Annotated in this window: 25 protein-coding genes and 1 riboswitch; of the genes, 10 read left to right on the top strand and 15 right to left on the bottom strand. The window is 68.9% G+C overall.

Annotated elements, in window-relative coordinates; translation table 11 throughout:
• Nucleotides 1–2: 2 nt before the first annotated feature.
• A riboswitch (guanidine-III (ykkC-III) riboswitch) is annotated at nucleotides 3–75 on the top strand.
• A gap of 20 nt (nucleotides 76–95) precedes the next feature.
• The gene (locus EV643_RS27815; RefSeq protein ID WP_133803111.1) at nucleotides 96–353 is read left to right on the top strand and encodes a CBU_0592 family membrane protein; all 258 of its coding nucleotides are present in this window, start codon (nucleotides 96–98) and stop codon (nucleotides 351–353) included.
• Here EV643_RS27815 and EV643_RS27810 read toward each other — a convergent pair.
• Complete coding sequence (locus EV643_RS27810) at nucleotides 350–1240, bottom strand: hypothetical protein (protein WP_133803110.1); 891 nt, start codon at nucleotides 1238–1240, stop codon at nucleotides 350–352. The two genes, EV643_RS27815 and EV643_RS27810, sit on opposite strands and share 4 nt — an antisense overlap.
• A 664-nt stretch (nucleotides 1241–1904) precedes the next feature.
• Between EV643_RS27810 and EV643_RS27805 the strand changes: the two genes are divergently transcribed.
• The 3 genes from EV643_RS27805 (at nucleotide 1905) to EV643_RS27795 (ending at nucleotide 4943) form a co-directional block, all read left to right on the top strand.
• Nucleotides 1905–2939 (top strand): AAA family ATPase, encoded by a 1035-nt coding sequence (locus tag EV643_RS27805; protein ID WP_133803109.1) that lies wholly within the window; start codon nucleotides 1905–1907, stop codon nucleotides 2937–2939.
• Between the two features lie 61 nt (nucleotides 2940–3000).
• On the top strand, nucleotides 3001–3990 hold the full coding sequence (locus EV643_RS27800; RefSeq protein ID WP_238165846.1) for a DUF58 domain-containing protein: 990 nt from the start codon (nucleotides 3001–3003) through the stop codon (nucleotides 3988–3990).
• Nucleotides 3990–4943 (top strand): VWA domain-containing protein, encoded by a 954-nt coding sequence (locus EV643_RS27795; RefSeq protein ID WP_133803108.1) that lies wholly within the window; start codon nucleotides 3990–3992, stop codon nucleotides 4941–4943. The genes EV643_RS27800 and EV643_RS27795 overlap by 1 nt, the downstream gene beginning before the upstream one ends.
• Nucleotides 4944–4962: 19 nt before the next feature.
• On the opposite strand, the gene EV643_RS27790 is transcribed toward EV643_RS27795, so the two are convergent.
• Nucleotides 4963–5133, bottom strand: a complete 171-nt coding sequence (locus EV643_RS27790) for a glycoside hydrolase family 9 protein (protein ID WP_202869786.1) — start codon at nucleotides 5131–5133, stop codon at nucleotides 4963–4965.
• A gap of 96 nt (nucleotides 5134–5229) precedes the next feature.
• On the opposite strand from EV643_RS27790, the gene EV643_RS27785 reads away from it, so the two are divergent.
• Nucleotides 5230–5976: a hypothetical protein gene (locus tag EV643_RS27785; protein WP_133803106.1), complete on the top strand. Its 747-nt coding sequence runs from the start codon at nucleotides 5230–5232 to the stop codon at nucleotides 5974–5976.
• A gap of 38 nt (nucleotides 5977–6014) precedes the next feature.
• On the opposite strand, the gene EV643_RS27780 is transcribed toward EV643_RS27785, so the two are convergent.
• Genes EV643_RS27780 through EV643_RS27770 form a run of 3 tightly spaced genes read right to left on the bottom strand, consistent with a single transcriptional unit; the run spans nucleotide 6015 to nucleotide 8580 of the window.
• Nucleotides 6015–6797, bottom strand: a complete 783-nt coding sequence (locus EV643_RS27780; protein WP_133803105.1) for an ABC transporter permease — start codon at nucleotides 6795–6797, stop codon at nucleotides 6015–6017.
• A complete protein-coding gene (locus EV643_RS27775) occupies nucleotides 6797–7567 on the bottom strand; it encodes an ABC-2 family transporter protein (RefSeq protein WP_133803104.1) in 771 nt (256 codons plus the stop codon). Before EV643_RS27775 ends, EV643_RS27780 begins: the two co-directional genes overlap by 1 nt.
• Nucleotides 7564–8580: an ABC transporter ATP-binding protein gene (locus tag EV643_RS27770; RefSeq protein WP_133803103.1), complete on the bottom strand. Its 1017-nt coding sequence runs from the start codon at nucleotides 8578–8580 to the stop codon at nucleotides 7564–7566. The genes EV643_RS27775 and EV643_RS27770 overlap by 4 nt, the downstream gene beginning before the upstream one ends.
• A gap of 60 nt (nucleotides 8581–8640) precedes the next feature.
• Here EV643_RS27770 and EV643_RS27765 point away from each other — a divergent pair, with 60 nt between their 5' ends.
• The 3 genes from EV643_RS27765 to EV643_RS27755 all read left to right on the top strand — a co-directional run bounded on the left by EV643_RS27765 (nucleotide 8641) and on the right by EV643_RS27755 (nucleotide 11494).
• A complete protein-coding gene (locus tag EV643_RS27765) occupies nucleotides 8641–9417 on the top strand; it encodes a MerR family DNA-binding transcriptional regulator (RefSeq protein WP_133803102.1) in 777 nt (258 codons plus the stop codon).
• 419 nt (nucleotides 9418–9836) lie between these two features.
• Complete coding sequence (locus EV643_RS27760) at nucleotides 9837–10847, top strand: LacI family DNA-binding transcriptional regulator (protein ID WP_238165845.1); 1011 nt, start codon at nucleotides 9837–9839, stop codon at nucleotides 10845–10847.
• A 149-nt stretch (nucleotides 10848–10996) separates the two neighbouring features.
• Entirely contained in the window at nucleotides 10997–11494 is a 498-nt protein-coding gene (locus EV643_RS27755; protein ID WP_133803100.1) for a DUF3145 domain-containing protein, read from the top strand.
• 213 nt (nucleotides 11495–11707) lie between these two features.
• Here EV643_RS27755 and EV643_RS27750 read toward each other — a convergent pair whose 3' ends face one another.
• The 6 genes from EV643_RS27750 to EV643_RS27725 all read right to left on the bottom strand — a co-directional run bounded on the left by EV643_RS27750 (nucleotide 11708) and on the right by EV643_RS27725 (nucleotide 18350).
• Nucleotides 11708–13141: an acyl-CoA carboxylase subunit beta gene (locus EV643_RS27750; RefSeq protein WP_133803099.1), complete on the bottom strand. Its 1434-nt coding sequence runs from the start codon at nucleotides 13139–13141 to the stop codon at nucleotides 11708–11710.
• A gap of 51 nt (nucleotides 13142–13192) precedes the next feature.
• Nucleotides 13193–14428: a beta-ketoacyl-ACP synthase II gene (gene fabF, locus EV643_RS27745; RefSeq protein WP_133803098.1), complete on the bottom strand. Its 1236-nt coding sequence runs from the start codon at nucleotides 14426–14428 to the stop codon at nucleotides 13193–13195.
• A gap of 107 nt (nucleotides 14429–14535) precedes the next feature.
• Nucleotides 14536–14784 carry an acyl carrier protein gene (locus EV643_RS27740; RefSeq protein ID WP_255513045.1) on the bottom strand — a complete coding sequence of 83 codons (249 nt, stop codon included), beginning with the start codon at nucleotides 14782–14784 and terminating at the stop codon, nucleotides 14536–14538.
• Between the two features lie 82 nt (nucleotides 14785–14866).
• Nucleotides 14867–15865 carry a beta-ketoacyl-ACP synthase III gene (locus EV643_RS27735; protein ID WP_133803096.1) on the bottom strand — a complete coding sequence of 333 codons (999 nt, stop codon included), beginning with the start codon at nucleotides 15863–15865 and terminating at the stop codon, nucleotides 14867–14869.
• A 1-nt stretch (nucleotide 15866) separates the two neighbouring features.
• The gene (locus EV643_RS27730; RefSeq protein WP_133803095.1) at nucleotides 15867–17057 is read right to left on the bottom strand and encodes an acyltransferase domain-containing protein; all 1191 of its coding nucleotides are present in this window, start codon (nucleotides 17055–17057) and stop codon (nucleotides 15867–15869) included.
• Between the two features lie 78 nt (nucleotides 17058–17135).
• Nucleotides 17136–18350, bottom strand: a complete 1215-nt coding sequence (locus tag EV643_RS27725; RefSeq protein WP_133803094.1) for a PucR family transcriptional regulator — start codon at nucleotides 18348–18350, stop codon at nucleotides 17136–17138.
• A 48-nt stretch (nucleotides 18351–18398) separates the two neighbouring features.
• On the opposite strand from EV643_RS27725, the gene EV643_RS27720 reads away from it, so the two are divergent.
• Both EV643_RS27720 and EV643_RS27715 read left to right on the top strand, forming a co-directional pair.
• Nucleotides 18399–19442: a PHP domain-containing protein gene (locus tag EV643_RS27720; RefSeq protein WP_166665602.1), complete on the top strand. Its 1044-nt coding sequence runs from the start codon at nucleotides 18399–18401 to the stop codon at nucleotides 19440–19442.
• A complete protein-coding gene (locus EV643_RS27715; RefSeq protein WP_133803093.1) occupies nucleotides 19439–20449 on the top strand; it encodes a pirin family protein in 1011 nt (336 codons plus the stop codon). The genes EV643_RS27720 and EV643_RS27715 overlap by 4 nt, the downstream gene beginning before the upstream one ends.
• A gap of 21 nt (nucleotides 20450–20470) precedes the next feature.
• On the opposite strand, the gene EV643_RS27710 is transcribed toward EV643_RS27715, so the two are convergent.
• The 4 genes from EV643_RS27710 to aceE form a co-directional block, all read right to left on the bottom strand.
• A complete protein-coding gene (locus EV643_RS27710; protein WP_133803092.1) occupies nucleotides 20471–22093 on the bottom strand; it encodes a LuxR family transcriptional regulator in 1623 nt (540 codons plus the stop codon).
• Between the two features lie 41 nt (nucleotides 22094–22134).
• Nucleotides 22135–23220, bottom strand: a complete 1086-nt coding sequence (locus EV643_RS27705) for a flavin-containing monooxygenase (RefSeq protein ID WP_133803091.1) — start codon at nucleotides 23218–23220, stop codon at nucleotides 22135–22137.
• The gene (locus EV643_RS27700; RefSeq protein ID WP_133803090.1) at nucleotides 23217–23528 is read right to left on the bottom strand and encodes a hypothetical protein; all 312 of its coding nucleotides are present in this window, start codon (nucleotides 23526–23528) and stop codon (nucleotides 23217–23219) included. The genes EV643_RS27705 and EV643_RS27700 overlap by 4 nt, the downstream gene beginning before the upstream one ends.
• 138 nt (nucleotides 23529–23666) lie before the next feature.
• On the bottom strand, nucleotides 23667–26399 hold the full coding sequence (aceE, locus tag EV643_RS27695) for a pyruvate dehydrogenase (acetyl-transferring), homodimeric type (protein ID WP_238165861.1): 2733 nt from the start codon (nucleotides 26397–26399) through the stop codon (nucleotides 23667–23669).
• Nucleotides 26400–26536: the final 137 nt, after the last annotated feature.

Genomic DNA, 26536 nt, shown 5'->3' with positions numbered 1-26536 from the left:
GTGAGGCTCCACCGATCTCCTGGTGGGTCCCGGACGAGACGGCGCCGTACCCGGTCGACGCAAAGACGACGCCAGCCCCAGGAGGGGCAGCAGAGATGCACGTAGTCGACGCCCTCGAAATCCTTGGCGCGATCACCATCCTGATCGCCTTCGCCGCCGCCCAGGCCGGCCGCCTTCAGCAGCGGACCTACACCTACCAAGTCCTCAACCTGCTCGGCTCCGCCGCCCTCGCCGCCATCGCCGCCGCCGAACAGTCCTGGGGCTTCCTGCTCCTCGAAGGCACCTGGGCGATCGTCAGCCTGCTGGGCTTACTGGCCCTGCGCCGTCACAACCCAGAACCCCGCCCGAGCTAGAAACGGTCGCCTGGGTCGCCGGGGGTGGGTGGCGTGCCGCCGGGTGAGGTGGTCGGGAAGGGCCCGGTCGTGGTGCCGCCCGTCGGCGTACCGCTCGGGGTGGTCGCGGTCGGCGTACCGGGACCTGTCGTCGGGGTGGTCGGCGGCGGCGGGGTGGTTGGCGTGACCGTGACAGTGGCGGTGCCATTGGGGTCGGGGATCACCGGGCCGGGGTCGACCTCGGGGGCGTTGCGGAACAGGAGCCACGCGATCAGGACGGCGATCGCCATGATCAGGGCCATCGCCAGCAGGGACAGGATCAACGCCAGGCGGGACGCGGGACGGAGTGCGGCGGGCCAGGGGAGGGGCCAGATCCGGAACAGACCGGGGCGGCGACGGTTCTCCCAGTAGTGCAGGAAATCGGGGCCGCGGAACCGGCCGAGGTGCGGGACCCGGTCCATCAGTACGGCGGACAGGACCTCCTCGCCCCGGCGTTCGGCGATCAGGCGTTCGTCGGTGGCCGAGCTGGAGCCGTCGTCCTCGCGGACCGGGCCGAGCGCGACCCAGAGGGCGAGATCGTCGTCATCGGAGTCGTTGTGCGCGAGGACCGCGGCTGTGGGGAGCTCGTCGACCGCGGTGACGAACCGGTCCCGGGCGGCGGCGTCGTCGGCGGACCCCTCCGTCATCATCGCGACGACCGCGCCGTTACCGGTCTCGTCGGCGGCGGCGTACAGGTAACCGGCGGCGTTCGCGCCGAGCCGGCCGCGGAGCCAGAAGTCGCCGACGCGCGGCGGATCCTCCGGCAACAGCGGCAACGCATCCGGGATCAGCCGCGCGGGCGCGCTCTCTACAGGAGCGGCCGGCGGCGCGGCGGCCGGTGCGGCGGACTGGGAATCGGTCGCGGTCATCACCACCAATCCCACCACACCACCGGTAACACTGTCGCCCGAACCCCACTCCCCAACGCCCCCCGAACCCACCCCACCCCCGCCCGCTTCACCCGCCCGAACCCACCACCCCGCCCGAACCCCGCTCCCTTCACCCGCCCGAACCCACCCCGCCCCCACCTTGAGCACCCACCAGCCGCCGATCGGCCGAATTCGTGCCCCGCCGGTGCCCAAGGTGGCCGGAGGGGCTGGCTTTGGGCACCGGTCGGGCGGCGGTCGGCCGAATTCGTGGCTGGTGGGTGCTCAAGGTCGGTGGGATCGCATACGGCGTACGGGGTGGGTGAGGCGCTCGAGGTCGGTGGGATCGCATACGGCGTACGGGGTGGGTGAGGCGCTCGAGGTGGGTGGGGTCGCGTACGGCGTACGGGGTGGGTGAGGCGCTCGAGGTGGGTGGGGTCGCGTACGGCGTACGGGGCGGGTGGGGTGCTCGGGTTAGCCGGCGTACGGCGTACGGGTGGGGAACGAACTTGACCAGACCGGGGTGGTGGGGTGGGGAAGGAATTTGAACAGTCGGGGAGGATGGGTGGGGACCGGGTGGGGCATGGCGTGCGCGGACCCGGGGATCTGATGGAATGTCGGGTGTTCCCGACAGCACAAGGTCCGTGTGGACCCCGGAAGGACAGGCATGACCGAAACCACGGTGCCGGCAGGGTCAGTGGCCCAGCAGTCTCACCTGGTCAGCGAGGCCATCACCGAGGTCAAACGGGTGATTGTCGGCCAGGAGCACATGGTCGAGACGCTGATGGTGTCGCTGCTCGCCAAGGGGCACTGCCTGCTCGAGGGCGTTCCGGGGGTGGCCAAGACGCTGGCGGTGCGGACCTTCGCCTCGGTGGTCGGTGGCTCGTTCGCCCGGATCCAGTTCACCCCGGACCTGGTGCCGTCCGACATCGTCGGGACCCGGATCTACCGGCAGACCCGGGAGGCGTTCGACATCGAGCTGGGCCCGACGTTCGTGAACTTCGTGCTGGCCGACGAGGTGAACCGGGCGCCGGCCAAGGTGCAGTCGGCGATGCTGGAGCTGATGGCCGAGCGGCAGGTGTCGATCGGCGGCCAGACCTTCCCGATGCCGAAGCCGTTCATCGTGATCGCGACCCAGAACCCGATCGAGTCCGAGGGCGTGTACCCGTTGCCGGAGGCGCAGCGGGACCGGTTCCTGGTCAAGATCGACGTACCGCACCCGCGCGGGCACGAGGAGTTCGAGATCCTGCGCCGGATGAGCGTGGACCCGCCGCAGCCGCGTCAGGTGCTGAAGCCCGAGACGATCATGGAGCTGCAGCGCTCGGCCGAGCAGGTGTTCGTGCACAACCTGGTCGCGGAGTACGCCGTCCGGCTGGTGATGGCGACCCGGACGCCGACGGACTTCCACCTGCCCGACCTGGAGCCGATCATCGAGCTCGGCGTCAGCCCGCGGGCGACTCTCGGCCTGATCGCGGCCGGCCGGGCGCTGGCGCTGATCCACGGGCGCGACTACCTGCTGCCGAGCGACATCCAGACCGTCGCGCTCGACGTGATGGGGCACCGGATCGGGCTGACCTTCGACGCGGTCGCGGACAACATCGACCCGCGCGCAGTGGTCGAGCGGATCCTGGCCACGGTCCCGCCGCCGCAGCCGGTCTGGCGCGACGGCACCGACGGCTCAGGCCGGCCGGAGTTCGTCTAGTGTCCCGTGTCGGAGCTCTAGTGCCGGGCGCTCGAGTTTCGGCCGGGGAAGACTGATCCCGATGGCCAACCGACCTGACCCACGGGCTGCGATGACGATCTCGCAGCTCGCTCCCGAGCGCGCGCTGCGCCGGCTCGAGCTGACCGTGGTCCGCCGCCTGGAGGGGTACCTGCACGGCGAGCACCTCGGCCTGCTGCCCGGCCCCGGGACCGAGCTGGCCGAGGCCCGCGAGTACCAGGTCGGCGACGACGTCCGCCGGATGGACTGGGCCGTCACCGCCCGTACGACGGTGCCGCACGTCCGCGACCTGATCGCCGACCGGGAGCTGGAGACGTGGGCCCTGGTCGACCTGTCCGCCTCGATGGACTTCGGCACCTCGCAGCTGGAGAAGCGGGAGCTGGCGGTCGCCGCGGTCGCGACGGTCGGGTTCCTCACCCACCGGCTGGGCGACCGGTTCGGCGGGTTGATGCTGCGGGATTCGGCGTTGCGGCGCTGGCCCGCGCGGTCCGGCCGACTCGCGCTCTACGGTCTGCTGCGTGCGTTGCTGGCCGAGCAGGACCACGGCGAACACCAAGCCCGCAGCGATCTCGCCAGCGCGCTGGAGTCGATGGCCCGGACCCAGCGCAAGCGGGGGCTGCGGGTGATCGTGTCCGACTTCCTCACCCCCGAGGACGGCGAGGTCGACAGCCGGCTGGAACCGTCCTGGGAGCGGGCGATGCGCAAGCTGACCGCCCAGCACCAGGTGCTCGCGGTGGAGATCGTCGACCCGCGCGAGCTGGAGCTGCCGAACATCGGCGTCGTCCTGATCGGCGACCCGGAGACCGGCGCGGTCCGCGAGCTCGACACCCGCAAGCGCCGGGTCCGCGAGGAGTACGCCGCGGCCGCGCTGGCGCAGCGAGAGCGGACCAGGGTAGCCCTGCGCCGAGTAGGTGCGGGACACCTTGTACTGCGAACCGACCGTGACTGGGTCGCCGATACCGTGCGGTTCGTCCTTGCCTATCGGCGAGTGGCCCCGAGGCTGCACCAACCGCCCAAGGGAGTGGCCCGCTGATGGAGTTCCTGTCGCCCGGCCGGCTGTGGTTCCTGCTGCTCATCCCGGTCGTCGTCGCGGCGTACATCTTCCTGCAGCGGCGCCGATCGCAGTACGCGCTGCGGTTCACCAACGTCGCGTTGCTGGACAGGGTCGCGCCGCGGCAGCCACAGTGGCGCCGGCATGTGGCCGTCGTACTCGGCCTGCTCGGCGCGATGGCGTGCATCGTCGCGTTCGCGCAGCCGAAGGATGAGGTGAAGGTGCCGCGGGAGCGGGCCACGATTGTGGTGACGATCGATGTGTCGTTGTCGATGATGGCCACTGATGTGGATCCGAACCGCCTTGAGGCGGTGAAGGTCGCGGCGAAGCGGTTCGTGACGAGTTTGCCGGCGAAGTTCAATATTTCGTTGGTGTCGTTCGCGGGGACGGCGAGCATTGTGGTGCCGCCGACGATTGATCGGGCGACGGTGTTGCGGTCGATCGATGGGTTGGAGTTGGCGGAGTCGACGGCGACGGGGGAGGCGATTTTCACGTCGTTGCAGGCGTTGACGCAGGTGCCGCCGGATCCGGAGCATCCTGATGAGCCGGCGCCGGCGCGGATTGTGTTGATGTCGGATGGGAAGCGGACGGTGGGGCGGACGGCGCAGGAGGGTGCGCAGGCGGCGAAGGAGAAGGAGGTGCCGGTGTATACGGTGGCGTTCGGTACTGATTCGGGGTTCATCGAGATGGACGGGATCCGGCAGCGGGTGCCGCCGGATCGGGCGGATTTGAAGGCGGTCGCGGAGATCACCGGTGGTCAGTCGTATACGGCGGAGTCGGCCGATGAGATCAAAGAGGTGTACGAGAACATCGGTTCCTCGGTCGGCTACGACACCGTCGACAAGGAGATCACCGCCCGCTTCGCCGGTATCGCCATGCTCCTCACCCTGATGGCCGCCGGCGCCTCCGTAGCCCTCGCCTCCCGCTTCCCGTAGGCCGAGCTGCCAGGCGTGGTCAGCCTCGAGGCGCGGCGGAGTCGGCGAAGGCGGTGATCCAGGCGAGGGCGGAGTTCCAGTTCACCGCGACCTCGTTGGTGGAGTAGGAACCGATCGCGTCGAGGTAGCGGGTGGCCGGTGCGCAGCCCTGAAGGTTGCGTTCGGCAACGGGATTCTCTGCACTAGTCAAGTCTCGTGATTGTCGTGGGGTGGAGATTCCGAGCTGATTCCGTAGTCTCTGGCCATGCAAGGATCATCGCTAGGCCGACCGTCTGCTGCGTTGGCCGTGGAGCGCCTGGTCGACCACTTCCGCCGCGCCGACACCGACAATCTCAGCTGGATGTACGGCCAGGGATCGGTGATCACGGGCCTGACCGACGATTCCGACCTCGACCTCATCCTCATCTGGGACGAGGACGTCCCCACTGCGTCAACGTTGCCCGGACAGTCGAAGCTCACCTCGCACGGACGGCTGGTGTTGGAGCAGGCGCGCTTCGATGGCTACGACGTGGATCTCATGCACGTTCCTTGCCACACGTTCGAGGATTGGATGAGCGAACTCGAGCAAGGCGACGGCTGGGAAGGTACAGCTTGGCCGCTGCCGATCTATGTCGCCGCCGGCCTAGCCGAGTCTGAGCTGTTGCTCGATCCAACCGGCCTGGGAACTGAGCACCGCTCGCGAGTCCAGACTCCCGCGCCCCCGCTCGTCACGAAGGTGCGGCGCCAGCTCGAAGCCGCGGCGCCCGGCTTCGTCAAAGAGCTACGTCGGGCAGCCGAGCGAGAGAACAGATGGCTCCACGCGAACCTTGCGGTTCAACTCCACAAGCTCATCTACACCGCGTGGTTCCTCTCCGAGGGTCGCTATCCACCATTCCCTAAGTACCTACCGCAGTGGTACGAACGTTTCGGCATGGACCTCGAGGTCCAGGGACTCGAAGCCACGTACTGGGCCACACGCGACCCTGCCGAAGGCGCGGCAGCGCTTGAGTCCCTGGCGGCCGCTGTCCTCAATCTGCCCGAGCCGCGGGCCTAGCAGTCCGGCCGGGCGAGTGCAGCAGTCGCGCGGGGTACCTACGAGGTGGCACCGGTATAGCGCAGTACCCCTGTCCGCCACAGGAGCATGGTTCCGGCAGTGAACGCGAACCCAAGGAGGATGGCTGCGATCAGAATGCTGGGGTCTGCGCCTCGGGTGAGGGTTTGGGCGGGCCAGGTTGTGATTGCGGCTACGGGGAACGCGAAAGTGAGTAGTCGCTGGAGCCAGCGTCCGTAGATGTCGACCGGGTATCGGCCGAGTTCCCAGGCGGCACTATGCAATACTCCGAGGCTGAGCCGAGGGGCCCAGAAGGCCAGGGATGCGAGTGCGACCGACGTTGCCCAGCCGATCAGCAGTCCGATCAGCGTGAGCAAGATCCAGCCGCCCACAGCTAGAGGTGACGGGATGATGGCCAGCTCATGCAGTCCGAGGATGATCACCCCGATCCCGAGGATGCTTTGCACGAGGGCGAGGGGTGCGTGCCGGGTACTGGTGGCGAGCAGCACGGTGGTCGCTGGTTGGAGCAGGTAGGTGTCGAGTCGGCCGTCTCGGATCTGTTGGGAGAGGTCAGAGAGGCTGGGGTCGAGGAAGGTCGCTCGGAGGCCGGTGATCAGCGCGTAGGTGCCGATCAGGGCCAGCATTTGTCCTTGGGACCAGCCGGCGAGTAGGCCTGTCTGGGTGAAGATGATGCCGATGATAGCGATCGATGCGGTCAGCTCCACGAGGGCCAGGAGCGCGTCGAACAACAGGTTGATCCGGTAGGCCAGGGCTCGCCGCAGCGAGAGCGAGAACGCCGTACCGAGAAGTCGGGCGATTCTCATCAGGCCCCCACTGTGGTGTAGCGGCGGATGCCGAGGCGCCAGGTGCCGACGGCGCAACAGCCCAGCGCGGCTGTCCAGAACGCCGAGATCGCGTACCCCGCGGCTGCGTCGGCGGGTGCCAGCGTGCCGGCCGCCAGCTCGGCGGGAAAGCCGAGCATTGACCGGAAGGGCAGGATCTGAGCGATGGTCCGAAGGGGATCGGGGAGCAGTGCGTTCGGGGCTGCGGAACCACCGAGCAGGATGATCAGTACTCCGCCGAAGGCGACCACGGCGTGGACTCGCTCGGTCCAGAACGCGGCCATGGCCAGAGTCCAGACGAACAAGAAGCGCAAGGCTGCTGCGACGGTGAGGGCCGGCACTGCGGCCAGAATCGCGAGTGGTGAGAAGCTCGCGCCGACGGACACTCCGACCAGCGTGATCAGTGGTATCCCGAGCAGGAGCATCCAGAGGCGAATTGCCAGGTTCTCGCCGAGCGGGCCGATGACAGGCGGCTGAGGTCGCAGGAGTGCGGCGGCGATGTCACCGCTGTAGATCGACTGCGCGAACGTGTGGTTTTCGAAGGAGGCCGTCATCAGTGCCACACAGATCACGGCGAGGTAGTAGCTGCCAACCTGGGCGCCGGCGCCGGGGACGTGGAACCAGACGAAGAGTCCCAGCAGTGGCGCCACAGCTTGTCCGATGATCAACGTGACGAGGAACCACCAGGCACCCGACCATGCGATGACCTGGCGCCAGATCTCGAGCCGTACCAGTCGGAGAATCCGGCTCACGAGGTAACGTCCTTCGTCCGCCGCAGGCGTTGATAGGCCTGGTCCATCACGTTTTCCAGCGATGGTTCCTCGACGGACAGGTCGGCGACGGCGAAGCGGGAGAGAATCCGGGCTGTGATTGCCGGTGCTGCGTCTCGGTCCACGCGCAACAGCCACTGATTCCCGTCGCGCTGCAGGATGTCGCCGCACCCGGCCAGGTCTGCGTCGTCATCTGCCACGGTGACTCGGATCAGCTTGGTCGGGGCGAAGATCGAGCGGAGCTCGTCGCGAGGCCCGTCGAAGGCGATCGCTCCGTCGTCGACCAGGATCAGCCGTGCACAGAGCGATTCCACGTCGGCCATGGAATGGCTGGTCAGCAGCACCGTGGCTCCTGTTTGGGCGGAGTACTCGGCGATGAAGGTTCTGACGACCTTCGCCGCCGAGATGTCCAGTCCGATGGTGGGCTCGTCGAGGAACAGGATCTTCGGGCGGTAGACCAGCGCGAGTGCCAGGCCGGCGCGCATCCGCTCACCGAGGCTCAGCGCGCGTACCTGTCGCTGGAGGATGCTGTCAAGGTCGAGGAGTGCGCTCAGCTCGGCCAGATTGTGCTTGAACTGGGATTCGGCGATGTCGTAGAGGACCTGCTGGTAGCGGAAGGAGTCCAGCACGGTGAGTTCCGGAGCGTCCCCGATCGGCTGACTACCGCGGATGAGTGCGATCTCGCGGAGATAGTGGTTGTGCCGTCGCCAGGGGACTTGTCCAAGGACGCGAACTCGGCCACTGGTCGGGTGCAGGATGCCGGCCAAGATCTTCATCGTGGTCGTCTTTCCGGCTCCGTTGCGGCCGAGGAATCCGACGACCTGTCCGGTCGCGATCTGGAAGGTGACGTTCTGGACGGCGTGAACGTCGCGATACTGCCGCCGTACCAGCGCGCGGGCCGCCGCCATCAATCCGGTATCGCGCACCGGGACCCGATAGGTCATCCACAGATCGTCCACGGCAACAGCCGGTTGTGGTTCGGGCGGGATTTCCATGCTTAAAGTCTATCGTTGATCTACCATTTGAGTGTTTGCCGCGTGAAGGAGAGGAATCGAGTGCGGAAACCCTCAAACGGCGCCTCAAGGGCGATGCGAGGGATCGTGCTCGCCAGGGAAGCTGGGATCTCGGTCCAGCAGGTCCGCAACTACGAGCAGGCCGGATTGCTGCCGACGGCCACGCGCTCTGCCGCGGGCTACCGGGAGTTCGACGAGTCGCACCGTCAGGCCTTGAGCTCGGCCCGGGCGCTGGTCGGGGCGTACGGCTGGGACGATGCCGTCACGATCATGGCGGCCGTGCACCGTGGTGACCTGAAGACAGCTGTGGCCTGCATCGATCATGCTCACGCCCAAGTCGACCGCGAACGCGAGCGCATTCAGCAGGCCCTGCAAGCATTCGAAGTCGTCGTCACACACCCACTCGACGCCGACCCGCGAATGGCAGCCGCGCTCGACCAGATGACGCGGCAGGGCACGCCGTTGCGGATCGGCCAGCTCGCGGACCTACTGGGCGTTCGCACGTCGACACTCCGCTTCTGGGAACGTGCCGGACTGATCCGTCCCTCACGCGAACAAGCCACCGGCTACCGCGTGTTCGACGTCGCAGCCGCCAGGGACGCCCACCTCGTGCGTCTCCTGCGCGAAGGCAACTTCCCCATGACGATCATCCGCGCCGCACTGGACGAGATGCACTCGTCGCCCGACGGCCGCCCCGAACGAGTCGGCGCCGAACTCAACCGTCGCAAGTCCCAGCTGCATCAACGCAGTTGGGCCCGGCTGCGAGCCGACGCAACCCTGATCGCATACCTGGACTGGCGCGACACCCTGGACATCTAACGGTCAGGACAGCTGTCGCCGACATGAAGGACATTCGGAGCATCGCTGCCCGAGCCAGCTCCTGCCGAAGCTCGTCCAACGAACCAAGACCTCCACATCACCAGGCGACCCCCGCCAGATAATAGAGACTTGGTGCAGTCAACTCGGATCCTGGAGGCCGGAATTATGGCCCGCCAGCCAGCGAGCCCGGCGCCGGCTCGGGGTACGCGGGGTTGAGTGAGTGGCCCAGAAGTGGTCGTGCTGGTTGGCGTAGCCCTGCGCGCGCATCTCTGCAACGTATTCGTCCGCCACTTTGCTCAGTCGCTGACCCCGCCTGGTGGTGTTCGTGCTGTTCGGCCGGCAGTTGATCAGCGGCATCATGGACGGCGCCGTGCGGTCGTGATCTACCCTCTATCCACCCGAAGGAGAAGGACCCTGTGGTGACCGACACCCCGAAGCGGCAAGTCACGCTCGACGAAGTCGCCGAGCGGGCCGGCGTGTCCCGGTCCGCGGCCTCCCGGGTGATCAACAACGCCCCGCACGTCAGCCGGGCCAAGCGCGAGGCCGTACTGCGGGCCGTCGACGACCTGGGATACGTGCCCAACGCGACGGCCCGGGCGCTCGCCACCCAGCAGGTCGGCGCGGTCGTGCTGGCGATGTCGGGGGAGGACCCGGCGATGTTCGCCGATCCGTTCTTCGCCGAAGTGGTGGTCGGGATCAGCTCGGTGCTGGAGGAGACCGACCTGGAGCTGGTGTTGTCGCTGGCGACGTCGACCCGCGGCCAGGCGCGGTTGGAGCAGTTGCTGCGTACTCACCAGGCCGACGGCGTGATGCTGATGTCGCTGCACGGAGACGACCCGCTGGCGACGCTGGCGAACAAGTCGTCGGTGCCGGTCGTGTTCGGTGGCCGCCCGCTGACCTTCGAGCCGAGGTACTACGTCGACGCGGACAACCGTGGCGGCGCACGAGCGGCCACGGAACACCTCGTCGCGACCGGGCGGAGGCGGATCGCGACGATCACCGGGCGACTCGACGAAGGCGCAGGGATGGCCAGATTGCAGGGCTTCCAGGACGCGTTGGCGGTGGCCGGCCAAGACGGTGGCCGGGTCGCGCACGGGGACTTCAGCGAGGACGGCGGCAGTCGCGCGATGGACGAGCTGCTCGAGCGGTACCCCGATCTCGACGGGGTGTTCATCGCGTCGGACCAGATGGCCATCGGTGCGTTGCGCGCGCTCGGCAAGTCGGGCCGGTCGGTGCCCGGGGAGGTCGGGATCGTCGGCTTCAACGACATCGCCACCGCCCGGCATACCGCGCCGCCGCTCACCACGGTCAGCCAGCCGATCAACTCGCTGGGCCGCGAGATGGCCCGGATGCTGCTGGATCTGATGGCCGGTAACGACCCGAGCCCGCTGATCCTGCCGACCCGGTTGGTGATCCGCGAATCCGCCTGAACGATCGCGACACGACGGTGATGTAGTTGACACGGCCAGGTTGCTGGTATCCGACCTCCCCGTAGTGCACTATGTACTAGCCGTTGGGACTTTCGGGTTTCGTACTTGAGATCGCTGGGGAAGGCGCCCCTCGAGTACAGGAGGTCCCGGTGGCGACGACTCGTGGCGTTCTTTACGTCCACACAGTGCCGTCAGCGTTGTGCCCGCATGTCGAGTGGGCCGCGGGCGGCATCCTTGGCGTGCAGGTCAAGCTGGACTGGACGCCACAGCCCGCTGCTCAGGGGAGCTACCGGGCCGAGCTGTCGTGGCAGGCCGAGGCCGGCACGGCGGCGAAGCTGGCGTCCGCGCTGCGCGGTTGGCAGAAGCTGCGGTTCGAGGTCACCGAGGAACCGAGCAACGGCGTCGAGGGCGAGCGGTACTCCTTCACGCCCACGTTGGGCGTCTTCCACGCGACCACCGGTGTGCACGGCGACATCATGGTGCCGGAGGACCGGCTGAAGGCCGCGATGCTCAAGGCCGCGAGCGGCCAGGCGGATCTGACCGAGGAGGTCGAGCGGCTGCTCGGCCGGCCCTGGGACGACGAGCTCGAACCCTTCCGGTACGCCGGTGACGGCGCGCCGGTCCGTTGGCTGCACCAGGTGGTGTGACCCGAACCTGAGAAGTTCTGAAGAAGTCCGTGAACTCGGCAGACTTCGCCGAACTTTTCCACGATGCTAAGAGTCAGACTTTTCGCCAGGGTGGGAGGGGCCGTGGCCGCTGGGCCACCGGGTGTCGGGACACCCCCGGTTGTCACAAAACAGCGGCCGCACCACTTGAAGGGCGCGAACCTCACGAGGTTCGCGCCCTTCGTGCTTTTGTGCTCAGAGGGGGATGTTGCCGTGGTGGCCGCGGATTCGGCCGCCTGCCTCGGCGGCGGCGATCGAGGCGGCCAGGGCGGAGCGGGTCTTGGCCGGCTCGACGACCTCGTCGACGACGCCGATCTGGCGGGCTCGCTCGATGCCGCCGGCGATCTTCTCGTGTTCGGCGGCCAGCTCGGCCTCGACCTGCGGCCGCAGTTCCGGCGGTACTTCGGCGAGCTTGCGCCGGTGCAGGATCCGGATCGCCGCGATCGCGCCCATCACGGCCACCTCGGCTCGCGGCCAGGCGAACACCCGGGTCGCACCCAACGAGCGCGCGTTCATGGCGATGTACGCCCCGCCGTACGTCTTCCGCGTCACCAGCGTGACCCGGGGCACCACCGACTCGGCAAACGCGTGCAGCAGCTTGGCACCCCGTCGTACGACGCCGTCCCATTCCTGGCCGACACCGGGCAGGTACCCCGGCACGTCGACCAGCACCACCATCGGGATGCCGAACGCGTCGCACATCCGGACGAACCGGGACGCCTTCTCCGCGCTCAACGCGTCGAGGCAGCCACCGAGCCGGAGCGGGTTGTTCGCGATCACGCCGACCGTGCGCCCGCCGAGCCGGCCGAGCGTGGTGACGATGTTCGGCGCCCACCGCTGGTGCAGTTCGACGCCGGACTCCTCGTCGAGCACCCCGCCGACCAGCGGATGGACGTCGTACGCGCGCTTGGCCGACTCCGGCAGCAACCCGGACAGGTCGCTGTCGGGTACGTCATCGGAGACAGAGCCCTGGTTCGCGAACAGGTCCGCGAGCCGCCGGGCCTGCTCGATCGCGGCCGCCTCGGAGTCGGTGGTGATGTGTACGACGCCGGACCGCCGGCCGTGCGGCTCAGGACCGCCGAGGCGCAACATGTCGACGTCCTCGCCGGTGACCGAGCGGACCACGTCCGGCCCGGTGACGAAGATCCGTCCCTCCGGACCGAGGATGACCACATCCGTCAGCGCCGGCCCGTACGCCGCGCCACCCGCCGCGGGACCGAGCACCACGGAGATCTGCGGGATCTTTCCGGACGCCTGGGTCATCTCGTAGAAGATCCGGCCGACCGCGTGCAGGCTGAGCACGCCTTCGGCCAGCCGGGCGCCACCGGAGTGCCACAGGCCGATGATCGGCAGTTCCTCCTGCCGGGCGACCTGGTAGGCCTTGACCACCACCTCACAGCCCTCGTCGCCCATCGCGCCGCCCATCACGGTGGCGTCGGAGCAGAACGCGATCACCGGCGCGGCCGCGATGGTGCCGCGGACCGCCAGCATGCCGGACAGGTCGTCCGGCGTGATCAGCTCCAGGCTGCCCGGGTCGAGCAGGTTCGTCAGCCGGGTGAACGGGTTGCGCGGGTCCTGCTCACGAGGGAGTTTCGCAGCCTTCGCCGGTACTGGTGGGGCGGTGGTCATGGGGTACCTCCGATAGACAGGGGACTTCCGGAGTTACAGGGACTTTCTGTGTCAGACAGTCTTGAAGGCGAGCGCGGCGTTGTGGCCGCCGAAGCCGAAGGAGTTGTTCAGTGCCGCGATGTCCCCGTCGGGGAGCTTGCGCTGCTCCGTCGCGACGTCCAGCTCGATCCGGTCGTCGAGCTTGTCCAGGTTGATGGTCGGCGGCGAGACCCGGTGGTGCAGGGCCAGCACCGTGGCGACCGACTCGACCGCACCGGCCGCACCGAGCAGGTGACCGATCATCGACTTCGGCGCGGTCGCGATCGCGTGGTCCGCTTCCTTGCCGAGCGCCTGCCGGATCGCCAGCGATTCGGCGATGTCGCCCTGCGGGGTCGACGTGGCGTGCGCGTTGATGTGGAAGATGTCGGCCGCGGTCAGGTCGCCCTCGGCCAGCGCCCGCTCCATCGCCCGGCGGGCACCAGACCCCGTCGGGTCGGGCTGTGCGATGTCGTGACCGTCCGCCGAGATCCCCGCTCCCGCGAGCTCGGCGTAGATCTTGGCGCCGCGGGCGACGGCGTGCTCGTACGACTCGAGCACCAGGATCCCGGCGCCCTCGCCGAGCAGGAAGCCGTCCCGGTCGACGTCCCACGGCCGGGATGCCTTCTCCGGCTCGTCGTTCCGCTTGCTCAGGGCCATCATCTGGCCGAACGCGGCCAGCGGCAGCGGGTGGATCGACCCTTCGGTGCCACCGGCCAGTACGACGTCCGCGCGGCCGAGCCGGATCTGGTCCAGCGCCAGCGCGATCGCCTCGGTACCGGAGGCGCAGGCCGACACCGGAGTGTGCACCCCGGCCTTCGCGCCGAACTCCAGGCTCACGTACGCCGCGGCCGAGTTCGGCATCAGCATCGGGATCGCCAGCGGCGACACCCGGCGCGGGTTGACCTTCAGCGCGTCGTAGTTCGCCAGCGTGGTGTGCAGACCACCGATGCCGGAGGCAACTGCCACCCCGAGCCGCTCCAGGTCCAGCCCGGCGTCCGCCAGCCCGGCGTCGGCCCAGGCCTCGCGGGCCGCGACGACGGCGAACTGCGCGTTCCGGTCCAGCCGGCGGGCCTTCACCCGCTCGAGCACGTCGGTCGGCTCTACCGCGGCCGGGGCGGCGATCTGGACCGCGAGGTTCTCCACCCAGTCCGCGGTCAGCCGCTTCGCGCCGGAGCGGCCGGCCAGCAACCCTTCCCAGGTACTGGACACGTCGCCCCCGAGCGGGGTGGTGGCTCCGAGCCCGGTGATGACGACTCGGGTCTTCGACATGGTTACCTCATCCTTCGGAGTGAGTGGGTGGAGTGAGTGCCGTTGAACTCACCGGGCGTTGAACTTGCCCGGTGAGCTCGCGCGGCCAGCACGATCGAGGGTGTCGATCAGCCGTTCTGGGCGCGCTCGATGAACGCCACCGCGTCGCCGACAGTCTTCAGGTTCTTGACCTCGTCGTCCGGGATCTTGACGGTGAACTTCTCCTCGGCGGCCACCACGACCTCCACCATGGAGAGCGAGTCGACGTCGAGGTCGTCGGTGAAGGACTTGTCCAGCTGGACGTCCTCGACCGGAATGCCCGCGATCTCGTTGACGATCTCGGCGAGGCTGGAGCGGATCTCTTCGGTGCTGGCCATCAGTTCGTTCCCTTTCGGATTCTTCTTCGATAGCCGGGCCCGGCCACCTGGGCCGGGTCCCGGACAGCTGGTTGTACCGCGGTTACGGCAGCCGGATCACCTGGGCGGCGTACACCAGCCCGGCGCCGAAGCCGATGATCAGAGCGAGGTCGCCGCTCTTCGCCTCGCCACTATCCCGCATCGCGGTGATGGCGAGCGGGATGGAGGCCGCGGAGGTGTTGCCCTGCCGCTCGATGTCGCGGGCCACCTTGATGTGCCCGGGCAGTTTCAGCGCCCGATGCATCGCGTCGGTGATCCGCATGTTCGCCTGGTGCGGGACGAACAGGTCGAGCTGGTCCAGCGTCACGCCGGCCACGTCCAGCGCCTGCTGCGCGGTCTTGGCCATCTCGTACACGGCCCAGCGGAACACCGGGTTGCCGTCCATCCGCAGGTGCGGCCAGTTGTTGCTGTCGACGGCCTCCTGCCAGTTCTCCTTCTGGCTGATCAGCTCGTACTGCGTGCCGTCGGAGCCCCATACGACCGGGCCGATGCCCTGCTCGTCGGACGGCCCGACCACGGCCGCGCCGGCCCCGTCGGCGAAGATGAACGCCGTACTGCGGTCGGTCCGGTCGGTCAGGTCGCTGAGCCGCTCGACCCCGATCGCGAGCACGTACTTCGCGCTGCCGCCACGGACCAGGTCGCTCGCCATCGCGATGCCGTAGCAGAACCCCGCGCAGGCGGCGGAGACGTCGAACGCCGCGGCCGTCGGCGCCCCGACCTCGACGGCGACCCGGGTCGCGATCGCCGGGGTCTGGTAGAGGTGCGTGACCGTGCTGACGATGACGCAGCCGATCTGGGCCGGGTCGACACCGGAGTCGGCCAGCGCCTGCTTCGCCGCCTCGACGGACATCATCAGGACGGTCTCGTCGTCCTCGGCCCAACGGCGTTCCTTGATCCCGGACCGGGTCTGGATCCACTCGTCGCTGGACTCGATCTGCTCGAGGATCACCGAGTTCGGCACCACCGTGCGCGGGCGGTACGAACCGATCCCGAGGACGGCGGTGTTCGCGGCGCCGGTGGAGGTGTTGATCGTGCCGGTCATGTCAGCTCCCTACGCTCGGGTGCAGCCGGACCAGGGGCTGACCGGGGGAGACCGGGTCACCCTCCTCGACCAGCCACTCGACCACGATGCCGCCGTGCGGGGCCCGGACCTCGAGCTCGTCCCGCAGGCTCTTCACGATGGCGACGACCTCGCCGGCCTCGACCGTGTCGCCGGACTCGCGCTGAGTCTGCGCCACCCGGCTGAAGGTGCCCTTCATCGGCGCGACCAGCAGCCGCCAGGTCGGCGACGCGTCGATCTCCGACGGGCTGCCGTGCTTGTCCACGAAGGCGCGGGCGTCGTCCAGCTGGTCCGGGGTCTTCAGGGCGAACGTCTCCACACCCTTCAGTGCCCGCTTGGCGATGCCCGTCAACGTGCCGGCCGGGGGCATCTCCAGGATGCCGGTCACCTGCAGGTCGGCCATCGTCTGCATGCACAGGTCCCAGCGGACCGGCGCGTTGACCTGCTGGACCAGCCGGCGCAGTACCTCCTGGCCGTCGTGCACGATCTGGCCGTCGCGGTTCGAGATCAGCCGGGAGCGCGGGTCGTGCGTGCTGATCGCGGCCGAGTAGTCGGACAGCGTCCGGACGGCCGGCTCCATGTGCTTGGTGTGGAAGGCACCGGCCACCGAGAGCGGCACCAGCCGGGCCTTGGCCGGCGGGTCGGCGGCGAACGCGGCCAGCTCCTCGACCGTACCGGCCGCGACGATCTGGCCTGGGCCGTTGTCGTTCGCAGCGGTCAGGCCGTGTTCGGCGATCTTGGCCAGTACTTCGTCGCGGTCGCCACCGAGTACCGCGGTCATCGAGGTCGCGGTCTGGGCCGCGGCCTCGGCCATCGCCTTGCCGCGCTCGCGGACCAGCACCATCGCCTGCTCGGCGGTGATCACGCCGGTGCCGGCGGCGGCCGCGATCTCACCGACGCTGTGGCCGGCCGCGGCGCCCATCTTGGTGAACGCGTCGGCCGGGTGCGGGAACACCGCCAGCGCGGCCAGCAGGCTGGACGCGACCAGCAGCGGCTGCGCGATCGCGGTGTCCCGGATCGTGTCGGCGTCGGCCTTGGTGCCGTAGTGGGCGAGGTCGAGACCGGCGACCGCGGACAGCCAGTGCAACCGGCTCGCGAAGACTGGGTCCTCCAGCCACGGCTCGAGGAAACCTGGCGATTGGGCGCCCTGACCGGGCGCGACGATGACGAGCACGTGACAACTCTCCCTGAGCCCGGCCTTCCGTGGGCGGATCGACAGCACGAATTCTACCGGCCCGACTTTGTGGGGTTCCTACAAAACGGGGCTGCCGGGTGCGGGGTTCAGCAATCGGCCCAGGGCCAGTGCGACACGCAGTGTGAAAGCGTCGCGGGGGTTGGTCGGGGAGTACCCAGTGAGATCGCTCACTCGTTTCAACCGGTACCGGACCGTGTTCGGGTGGATGAACAGCGTCCGGGCCGTCGCCTCGATCGAACCACCCGAATCGAGGTATGTCGACACGGTGTCGAGCAGGACTCCGTCGCCCATCGTGAGGGGGCCGTACACATCGGAGGCCAGTTGTCGCCGCGCGTGACCGTCACCGGAAAGCGATCTCTCCGGCAGTAACTCGTCGGCCTGGACCGGTCGCGGAGCGCCTGGCCAAGCGGGCGCCGCGCGGAGTCCCGCGACCGCCGCACGGGCCGAAGTCACGGCCGCCATCAGGTCCGGCACCACGGGCCCGACGACGATCGGCCCGGGTCCGAAGAATTCGACCAACCTTTGTACGATCTCGACAGGTTTGCTCGTACTCCCGAGTACTACGACGAGCCGGTCGCCCTGCATCGCGCACAGAGCGTCAGCGCCGGCCTCCCGGGCCGCGTGCCGGACCGCGTCGGCCACGTTCGCGTTCCCGGGTGCCTCGGGAGCCCGGCCGACCACGACCGCGACCTCCGACGAACCCGTTCCGCCCGCGCCCGGCGTACCGGATCCGGTCCAGCCGAGGGCGGAGGCGCGGGAGCGGACGGACTCGTCGGCCTCGCCACGGATCACCGAGTCGACAACCAGCGCCTCGAGCCTGGCGTCCCACGCGCCGCGCATCTCGGCGGCCTTGGCGTAGACGGTGGCGGCGGCGAACGCGACCTCGCGGGCGTAGCGCTGCATCGCCTCGCGGACCACCGGCACGTCCTCGGGCGGGAGCAGGTCGCCGATGGTGTTCTCGATCATCTCGATCGTGGTCCGGAGCAGGTCGACGGTCTGGTGCAGTGAGATGACCCGGGTGAACTCGCGCGGCGCCGAGCTGAACATCCCGGTCGGCATCGACGGGTGCGCCTCCGGGTCGCGGAACCACTCCACGAACGCGGTGATGCCGGACTGCGCGACCAGGCCGATCCAGGACCGGTCCTGCGCGGACAGCTTGCCGAACCAGGGCAGCTTCTCGTCCATCGCGGCCATCGAGGCGGTGGCGAGCGCCCCGGTCGCGTTCTGCAACCGCTCCGCCCGAGCCAGATGCCCCTTCGCCCGCTTCACCACGCCTCGACCCTAGATGATCTGTCCGTGACTTCGGCCATGATGGTTCGCATGAGTGACAAGGCTGGGGTGGCGGATGCGGTGGCGGCGTTGCGGGCGATCGGGTACTACCTGGAGCGAGACCAGCAGCCGACGCATCGGGTGAAGGCGTACCGGCGGGCGGCCGACACGATCGCGGTGCTGCCGGCGGCCGAGGTCCGCGCCCGACGCCGGGCCGGGACGTTGACGGAGCTGCCGGGCATCGGGCCGAAGACCGAGGCGGTGATCCTGGAGGCGATGGACGGCACCACCCCGTCGTACCTGGTCAAGCTGGAGGATGCGGCGGGCGAGCTGACGACGGCCGGTCGGGCGATACGGGCCGAGTTGAAGGCCGACCTCCACCTGCACTCCGACTGGTCCGACGGTGGCAGCCCGATCGAGGAGATGGCCCGGACGGCGCACGGGTTGGGGCACAGGTTCATCGCGCTGACCGACCACTCGGCGCGGCTCACGGTCGCGAACGGGTTGTCGCGCGAGCGGCGGCTGCAGCAGCTCGAGGTCGTGGCCGAGCTCAACCAGAGGCTGGCCCGCGAGCTGGACGGGTTCACCATCCTGAACGGGATCGAGGTGGACATCCTGGAGGACGGCTCACTCGACTGCGACCTCGAGATCCTGGCCCGGCTCGACATCGTGGTCGCGAGTGTGCACTCCAAACTGCGGATGGCGGCCGAGCCGATGACGGAGCGGATGGTCCGCGCGATCGCCAACCCGCACGTCGACATCCTCGGCCACTGCACCGGCCGGCTGATCACCGGCGGGCGCGGCACCCGGCCGGAGTCGGAGTTCGACGCGGAGATCGTGTTCGAGGCGTGCAAGCAGTTCGGTACGGCGGTCGAGATCAACTCCCGCCCCGAACGCCTCGACCCACCGAACCGGCTGCTCACGATCGCCGTCGAGACCGGCTGCGTGTTCTCCATCGACACCGACGCCCACGCGCCGGGCCAACTCGACTGGCAGGTTTACGGTTGCGAGAAGGCCGAGGAGTGCGACGTCACCCCTGACCGCGTGATCAACACCTGGGATTCATCGGCACTACTGGAGTGGGCGGCGTCATGAGCGATCTGGAGAAGGAGCCGGCCGAGGTCGTCTGCGAGGGGACCGGGGCCGAGGGGCCGGTGCTCGAGTTGCTGGAGCCGCGGCAGGTCGTGCTGGGGCGGACGACCAAGGTGCGGCGACTGCTACCGAACAAGAACCGGCGGATGGTCGGCGCCTGGTGCTTCGTGGATCACTACGGGCCGGACGACCTGACCGCGCGGGTCGACTCGTACGACGTACCGGGGGAGCGGGGCATGTTCGTTCCGCCGCATCCGCACACGAGTCTGCAGACGGTGAGCTGGTTGTTCGAGGGCGAGATCGAGCATCGTGACTCGGCCGGGTCGCACGCGATGGTCCGGCCGGGCGAGCTCAACATCATGACGTCGGGCAACGGGATCGCGCACTCGGAGGTGTCGCTGCCGAGTGCGCCGCCGATCCTGCACGGCGCCCAGCTCTGGGTCGCTCTGCCCGACTCCGTCCGGACGACGGTGACCCCGACCTTCAACTCCTACCCGGATCTGCCGGTCCTGACCCTCGACGGTGCTCGCGCCACGGTGATGCTCGGCACCGTCGGTGGAGTCACATCGCCCGCCCCGGCGTACACCCCGCTCGTCGGTGCCGATCTCACCATCGAACCCGGCCGCACGGTGACCGTGCCGCTGACACCTGCCTGCGAGTACGCCGTACTGGTGGTCGACGGGTCGGTCGGGGTGGGGGAGCTGACCGCGGGATTCGGCGAGCTGGCGTACTTCGGGACCGGGCGCACCTCGATCGACCTGGTCGCGTCGGCCGATGGGGCTCGCTGCCTGCTGATCGGTGGTGAGCCGTTCGAGGAGCACCTGGTCATGTGGTGGAACTTCATCGGCCGCTCACACGACGAGGTGGTTGCCGCCCGCAACGACTGGATGGCGTCCATCGAGTCGGGCGGCTCCGCCCGCTTCCCCGCAGTGGTCGGCTATGACGGCAACCCACTCCCCGCACCCGCGCTCCCAGGAACGCCACTCAAACCCCGACCGCGGTCGCGCTGAGAGCAGCAGGGGAGCGGTCGGCTAGAGCAGGTCGTGGTCGTGGGCGTAGGCGACCGCGGCGGTGCGGGAGGGGACGTCGAGTTTGGCGAAGATGTTGGTCAGGTGCCGGGCGACGGTCTTGTCGCTGAGTACCAGCCGGCGGGCGATCTCGGTGTTGCTGTTGCCCGCGGCAACGAGGCGGAGGACTTCGAGTTCGCGTCCGGTCAGGCCGCCGGGGGTGCCTCGGTTCAGGAGCTTCTCGGCCTCCTGCCGGGCCGGGACCGCGCCGAGCTCGGTGAAGGTCCGGAGCGCGGCCGTCAGCTCCTCGACAGCCGAGTCCTCGTCGTCGAGTTGCCGTAGCGAGCGGCCGACGAGGACCTTCGCCCGGGCCACTTCGTACGGCGCCTGCAACCCGCTCCACAGTTGCGTCGCGAGCCTCGCCTGGGACAGCGATCGCTCCGGGTCGTCCGCGGCCAACGCGACCACGCCGGCGCAGTACGCCGCCATCGCGCGCAACCCCGAACAGCCGAAGGATTCGGCGATCCCGGTCAGCTCAGTGGCGGTCTGCTCCGCCTCGTCGAGGGATGCACCAGCGACCAGCACTTCGACCGCTCCAGGGAGCAACCGAGATCGCTGCACCGGTCCGCCGACCTCCGCGAGCAGGCGCCGTATCACTGCGATCGCAGCCGTCGCGCGACCACGGGCGAGGAGCAGAAGCGCACGACCCGGCTGAGGGTCGTAGCCGAACGACGACGCCTGGTCGTAAGCGGTCTCGGCGAGTGCGAAGTCGCCGCGGATTCGCTGTACGTCGCCGCACTCGCTCAACGCGAGGCCGGCGGCAGCCTGCTTTCCGGATTCGGCGTACCGGCGACAGGCGTCGTCGAACTCCTCCAGGGCCGCCCCGAACGCGCCGTGCAGACGCAGGATCTGTCCCCGATGCACCGCGCACTGGCCGGTGAACGGGACCAGGTCCGGCTGGCTGTCGCACCAGCGGGTCAGCGCGGTCGTCCAGGCCGAGGCCCGGGAGAAATCCGACACCTCCTGGCAGCCTTCGATCATCGCGCAGTACACCTGGCCCGCGAAGATCGGGGACACCTCGCCGGCCGCGACGCCGACCATCGCCTCGTCGAGCATGGCCAGGCCCTCCGGCACCCGGTTCGAGTACATCAGCAGGCGGCCCTGGCACGTCAGGCCCTGCGCCAGCAGATCGGCATCACCGAACCGGCGGGCCGCCTCGGTGATCTCGGTGCCGGTCCGCAACGCCTCGGCGTACTCGCCCTGCGCCAGGTGCCGGAAGAACTCGTGGATGCGGAGGTAGCCCCGCTCCACCACGTCCGCGGGCTGGTCCGCCAGCAGCCGCTCGGCCCGCGCCGCCCAGCCGCTGCCGATGGCCACCTCACCCCGGACGTTGAGCACCATGGCGAGCCAGAACGCGAACCGGACCGCGCCCAAGGTGTCGCCGGCGTCCACCTGAAGGCGATAACCGCGTTGCAGGGCCCGGATACAGGCGTCGTCGTCACCGACCAGATAGGCCGAGGTGGCGAGCGTCTGCAGGTCGTCCGGGCCCAGGCCGTCGCCGGTGGCGGACAGTTGGTCATAGGCGGTCGCCCAGTCGCGTCGCTCGAACGCTTCCCGGGCGCGTGCCAGGTCGTCGACGATGCCCATCGCGTACCCTCCCCTCCTTCGGGAGGATACGCGCGGACAGCTCAGGCGGCGACAACGCTGCGTGAGCGGGCCCGGATGCGGCCGGCGACGTACTCCGCGTCCCGGCCGACGCCCGGCAGCACCGTCGAACTGAAGGCGAACTGGAAAGCCAGACCGCAGAAGAACAGCCCCGGAGCGCCGTCGACGACCCCACGCATCTCGACCGGCCAGCCGTTTTCACTGAAGACCGGCAGCCGGATCCAGTCGAACACCTGCTTGAACCCGGTGCTCCAAACCACGTTGGCCACGTCCAGCACCCGGCCGTCGGCCAGCATCGGCCGCCCGTCCTGGACCCCGGTGACGCGGTCGTGGACCCGCTCGACCCCTCGCGCGAGCAGGTCCTCCCGCTTGACCCGGAGCATCGGGCCGCCGTGGAACCGGATCTCGTCCTTGATCTTCCGCCCGATCGGGGTCCGCCGGGTAAGGACGTGCCGGGCGAGGAACACGAGGAACGGGAATACATAGGGGGCCCTGCGACTCTCCAACCGCAACGGGAATTGGCCGGGGTCGCGGCCACAGAGGATCGTCGGGTGCGTGGGCGCGACCTCGTACGCGATATCCGTGCCCGAGTGCGAGCCGCCCACCACCAGGACCGGCCCGTCCTTGAGCTGTCCGGGCCGGCGGTACTCGCTGGAGTGCAGTTGCCGGATCGCGGGGTCGAGGTCGACGGCGAAGTCCGGCAGGTACGGCGTACGTCCGAAGGTTCCGGTGGCGACCACGACGTTGTCGGCCAGGATCTGGTCGGTTCCCGTGGTCACGGCGTACTGGCCGTCGATTTGTTCGAGTTTCTCGACCCGGGTGCTGGTCCGGATCGGCAGGTCGAACTTCGCCGCGTACGACTCGAGGTAGTCGGCGACGTCCTCCTTGCCCGGGTACGACCACGGGTCGCCGGGGAACCGCAGTCCGGGCAGGCCGTCGTACTTGGCCGGTGTGTAGAGCCGCAGGGTGTCCCACTGCGCTCGCCAGTTGTCGCCCACCCGGGCGTTGCCGTCCAGGATGACGAACGGCCGGCCTAGTTTCCGTAGGTGGTAGCCGGTCGCCAGCCCGGCCTGTCCCGCGCCGATGATGACTGTCTCGATGCTGGTCATGCGAGTCTCCGCTCCATGAGCAGGTCGCCGTCCCGCCGGGGAGTACGCCGGTACCGCAGGCACCAGATCAGCATCAGCCCGGACGTGACGACGTAGAAGCCGTGCAGGGCCCAGATGGGTCCGGCCGGTAGGTGCACCACGTAGATGCAGTGGACGGCGTTCCCGACGTTCGCCAGGACCATGTTCGCGAGGCTGTACGACGCAAGGTCCTTCGTCCGGATCGCCTTGATCAGCATCGGCAGAGTGCTGCCCGCGAACAGGACGGTGGAGATCGTCCCCGCGAACAGCGCCAACTCCGAAGTGGTCATGTCCCTGACGGTATGGACCGGGGGCCGCCCGCCGCGTCGAACGGAATGCGCAACTTGGTCCGGCCGGCGCCTACGTGGTTTGTCGTACCACGAGAACCGCCCCCACCGGCGATCGGTGGGGGCGGTCCGCAGGAAATGTCAGGCGCCGGCGCCCTCTTGCTTGACTCCGGCGACCGCGGTCGGGTCGTCGATCCGGTACTTGCGGGCGGCCTCGGCGGCCACCTCGCGCTTGACGTCGCCGCGCTTGGCCAGGATCTCCAGGGTGGCGACCACGATGGACTCGGCGTCGACGTGGAAGTGCCGGCGGGCGGCGGCCCGGGTGTCGGCCAGGCCCCAGCCGTCGGTGCCGAGCGAGGTGTAGTCGTTCGGGACCCAGCGGGAGATCTGGTCCTGGACCGAGCGCATGAAGTCGCTGACGGCAACGACCGGGCCCTTGGTGTCCTTCAGCTGCTCGGTGATGAACGGAACCCGTTCGTCCTCCTCCGGGTGCAGCAGGTTGTGCTCCTCGGCCGCGATCGCGTCCCGGCGCAGCTCGTTCCACGAGGTGACCGACCAGATGTCGGCGGCCACCGAATACTCCTCGGCGAGGATCTGCTGGGCCTTGCGGACCCACGGCAGCGCCACGCCGGAGGCGAGCAGCTGCGCCCGCGGTACGTCGTCGCCCTCGGCCGTCGGGTACTCGTGGAACCGGTACATCCCCTTCAGCAGCGCCGCCACATCGAGGTTCTCCGGCTCTGCGGGCTGCGGGACCGGCTCGTTGTAGACGGTCAGATAGTAGAACACGTCGTCGCCGTACGGCTTCGCCTCGTCCAGGCCGTACCCGTACATCCGGCGCAGGCCGTCCTTGACGATGTGGGCCACCTCGTACGCGAAGCCCGGGTCGTAGTGCACCGCGGCCGGGTTGGTCGAGGCGAGCAGGGGGGAGTGCCCGTCGGCGTGCTGCAGGCCCTCACCGGTCAGCGTGGTCCGGCCGGCCGTCGCGCCGATCAGGAAGCCCCTGCCGAGCTGGTCGCCGAGCGCCCAGAGCGAGTCACCGGTCCGCTGGAACCCGAACATCGAGTAGAAGATGTAGAACGGGATCATCGGTTCGCCATGCGTCGCGTACGACGTACCGGCGGCGATCATCGACCCCATCGCACCCGCTTCGCTGATGCCCTCGTGCAGTAGCTGGCCCTGCTCGGACTCCTTGTAAGCCAGCAGCAGGTTGCGGTCGACCGCCTCGTACTGCTGGCCGTGCGGCGAGTAGATCTTCGCCGTCGGGAACATCGAGTCCATCCCGAAGGTGCGGTACTCGTCCGGCGCGATCGGCACGATCCGATGCCCGATCTGCGGGTCCTTCATCAGGTCGCGGAACAGCCGGACCAGCGCCATCGTGGTGGCCACCGGCGTCTTCTCGTTGCCCTTGCTGAGCGGCTTGTAGACGTCGTCACCAGGAAGGGTCAGCGTGGTCTTCGGCTTCACCCGGCGCTCGGGCAGGAACCCGCCGAGCTGGCTGCGCCGCTCCATCATGTACTGGTACTCCGGCGAGTCCTTGCCGGGGTGGAAGTACGGCGGGTTGTACGCGTCCTCGAGATCCTTGTCCTCGATCGGCAGGTAGAGCCGGTCCCGGAACGTCTTCAGGTCGTCCGAGGTGAGCTTCTTCATCTGGTGGGTCGCGTTGCGGCCCTCCAGCGCCTCGATCGTCCAGCCCTTGATCGTCTGGGCCAGGATCACGGTCGGCTGGCCGACGTGCTCGTTCGCGCTCTTGAACGCGGCGTACACCTTGCGGTAGTCGTGACCGCCGCGGGGAAGCTTGCGCAGATCCTCGTCGGACATGTTCCGGACCATCGCCTGCAGCCGCTGGTCGCCGCCGAAGAAGTTGTTCCGGATGTACTCGCCGGTCTCCACCGAGTAGGTCTGGAACTGGCCGTCCGGCGTGGTGTTCATCTTGTGCACCAGCGCGCCGTCGTGGTCCTGCGCGAGCAGCGCGTCCCACTCGCGGCCCCAGATCACCTTGACCACGTTCCAGCCGGCGCCGCGGAAGAACGCCTCCAGCTCCTGGATCACCTTGCCGTTGCCGCGGACCGGCCCGTCCAGCTGCTGCAGGTTGCAGTTGATCACGAAGGTGAGGTTGTCCAGCTCCTCGCGGGCGGCCAGGCCGATCGCGCCGAGCGACTCCGGCTCGCCCATCTCGCCGTCGCCGAGGAACGCCCAGACCTTCTGCTGGCTGGTGTCCTTGATGCCGCGGTTGTGCAGGTAGCGGTTGAACCGGGCCTGGTAGATCGAGTCCAGCGCGGCCAGCCCCATCGAGACGGTCGGGAACTCCCAGAAGTCCGGCATCAGCCGCGGGTGCGGGTACGACGACAGGCCCTGGTGCGGGCCGCGGGAGACCTCCTGGCGGAACCCGTCCAGCTGGTGGGCGCTGAGCCGGCCTTCCAGGAAGGCGCGGGCGTAGATGCCCGGCGACGCGTGCCCCTGGATGAAGATCTGGTCGCCGCCGCCCGGGTGGTCCTTGCCGCGGAAGAAGTGGTTGAAGCCCACCTCGTACAGGCTGGCCGCGGACTGGTAGGTGGCGATGTGGCCGCCGACCTCCAGGCCCTTGCGGTTGGCCTTGCTCACCATCACCGCGGCGTTCCACCGGATGAAGGCGCGGATCCGCCGCTCGATGTGCTCGTCGCCGGGGAACCACGGCTCGCGCTCGGGCGGGATCGAGTTGATGTAGTCGGTGCTCCGCAGCGCCGGCACACCGACCTGTTTCTCCCGGGCCCGCTCGATCAGCTTGAGCATCAGGTAGCGCGCCCGCGCCTTGCCGCGCTCGTCCAGCACCGCGTCGAGCGACTCGAGCCACTCACGAGTTTCGTCAGGGTCGATATCGGGGAGCTGGGTCGGCATCCCCTCGGTGATGATGGCTGGTGGTTCGTGTCCGGAAGCCACGGTGCTCCTGCCGTTCTCTCTAGTAGGTACTCCTAGCAATCCTGTCACCTGTTCGGAATGCGTTCTACTTCGCGTCCCTTCCGTGGCAGGTTCCG

This window comes from Kribbella caucasensis (assembly GCF_004361855.1).
Classification (GTDB): Bacteria; Actinomycetota; Actinomycetes; order Propionibacteriales; family Kribbellaceae; genus Kribbella; species Kribbella caucasensis.
Note: the sequence above shows the minus strand (reverse complement) of the source record. Positions and strands in the feature narration are given on the sequence as shown.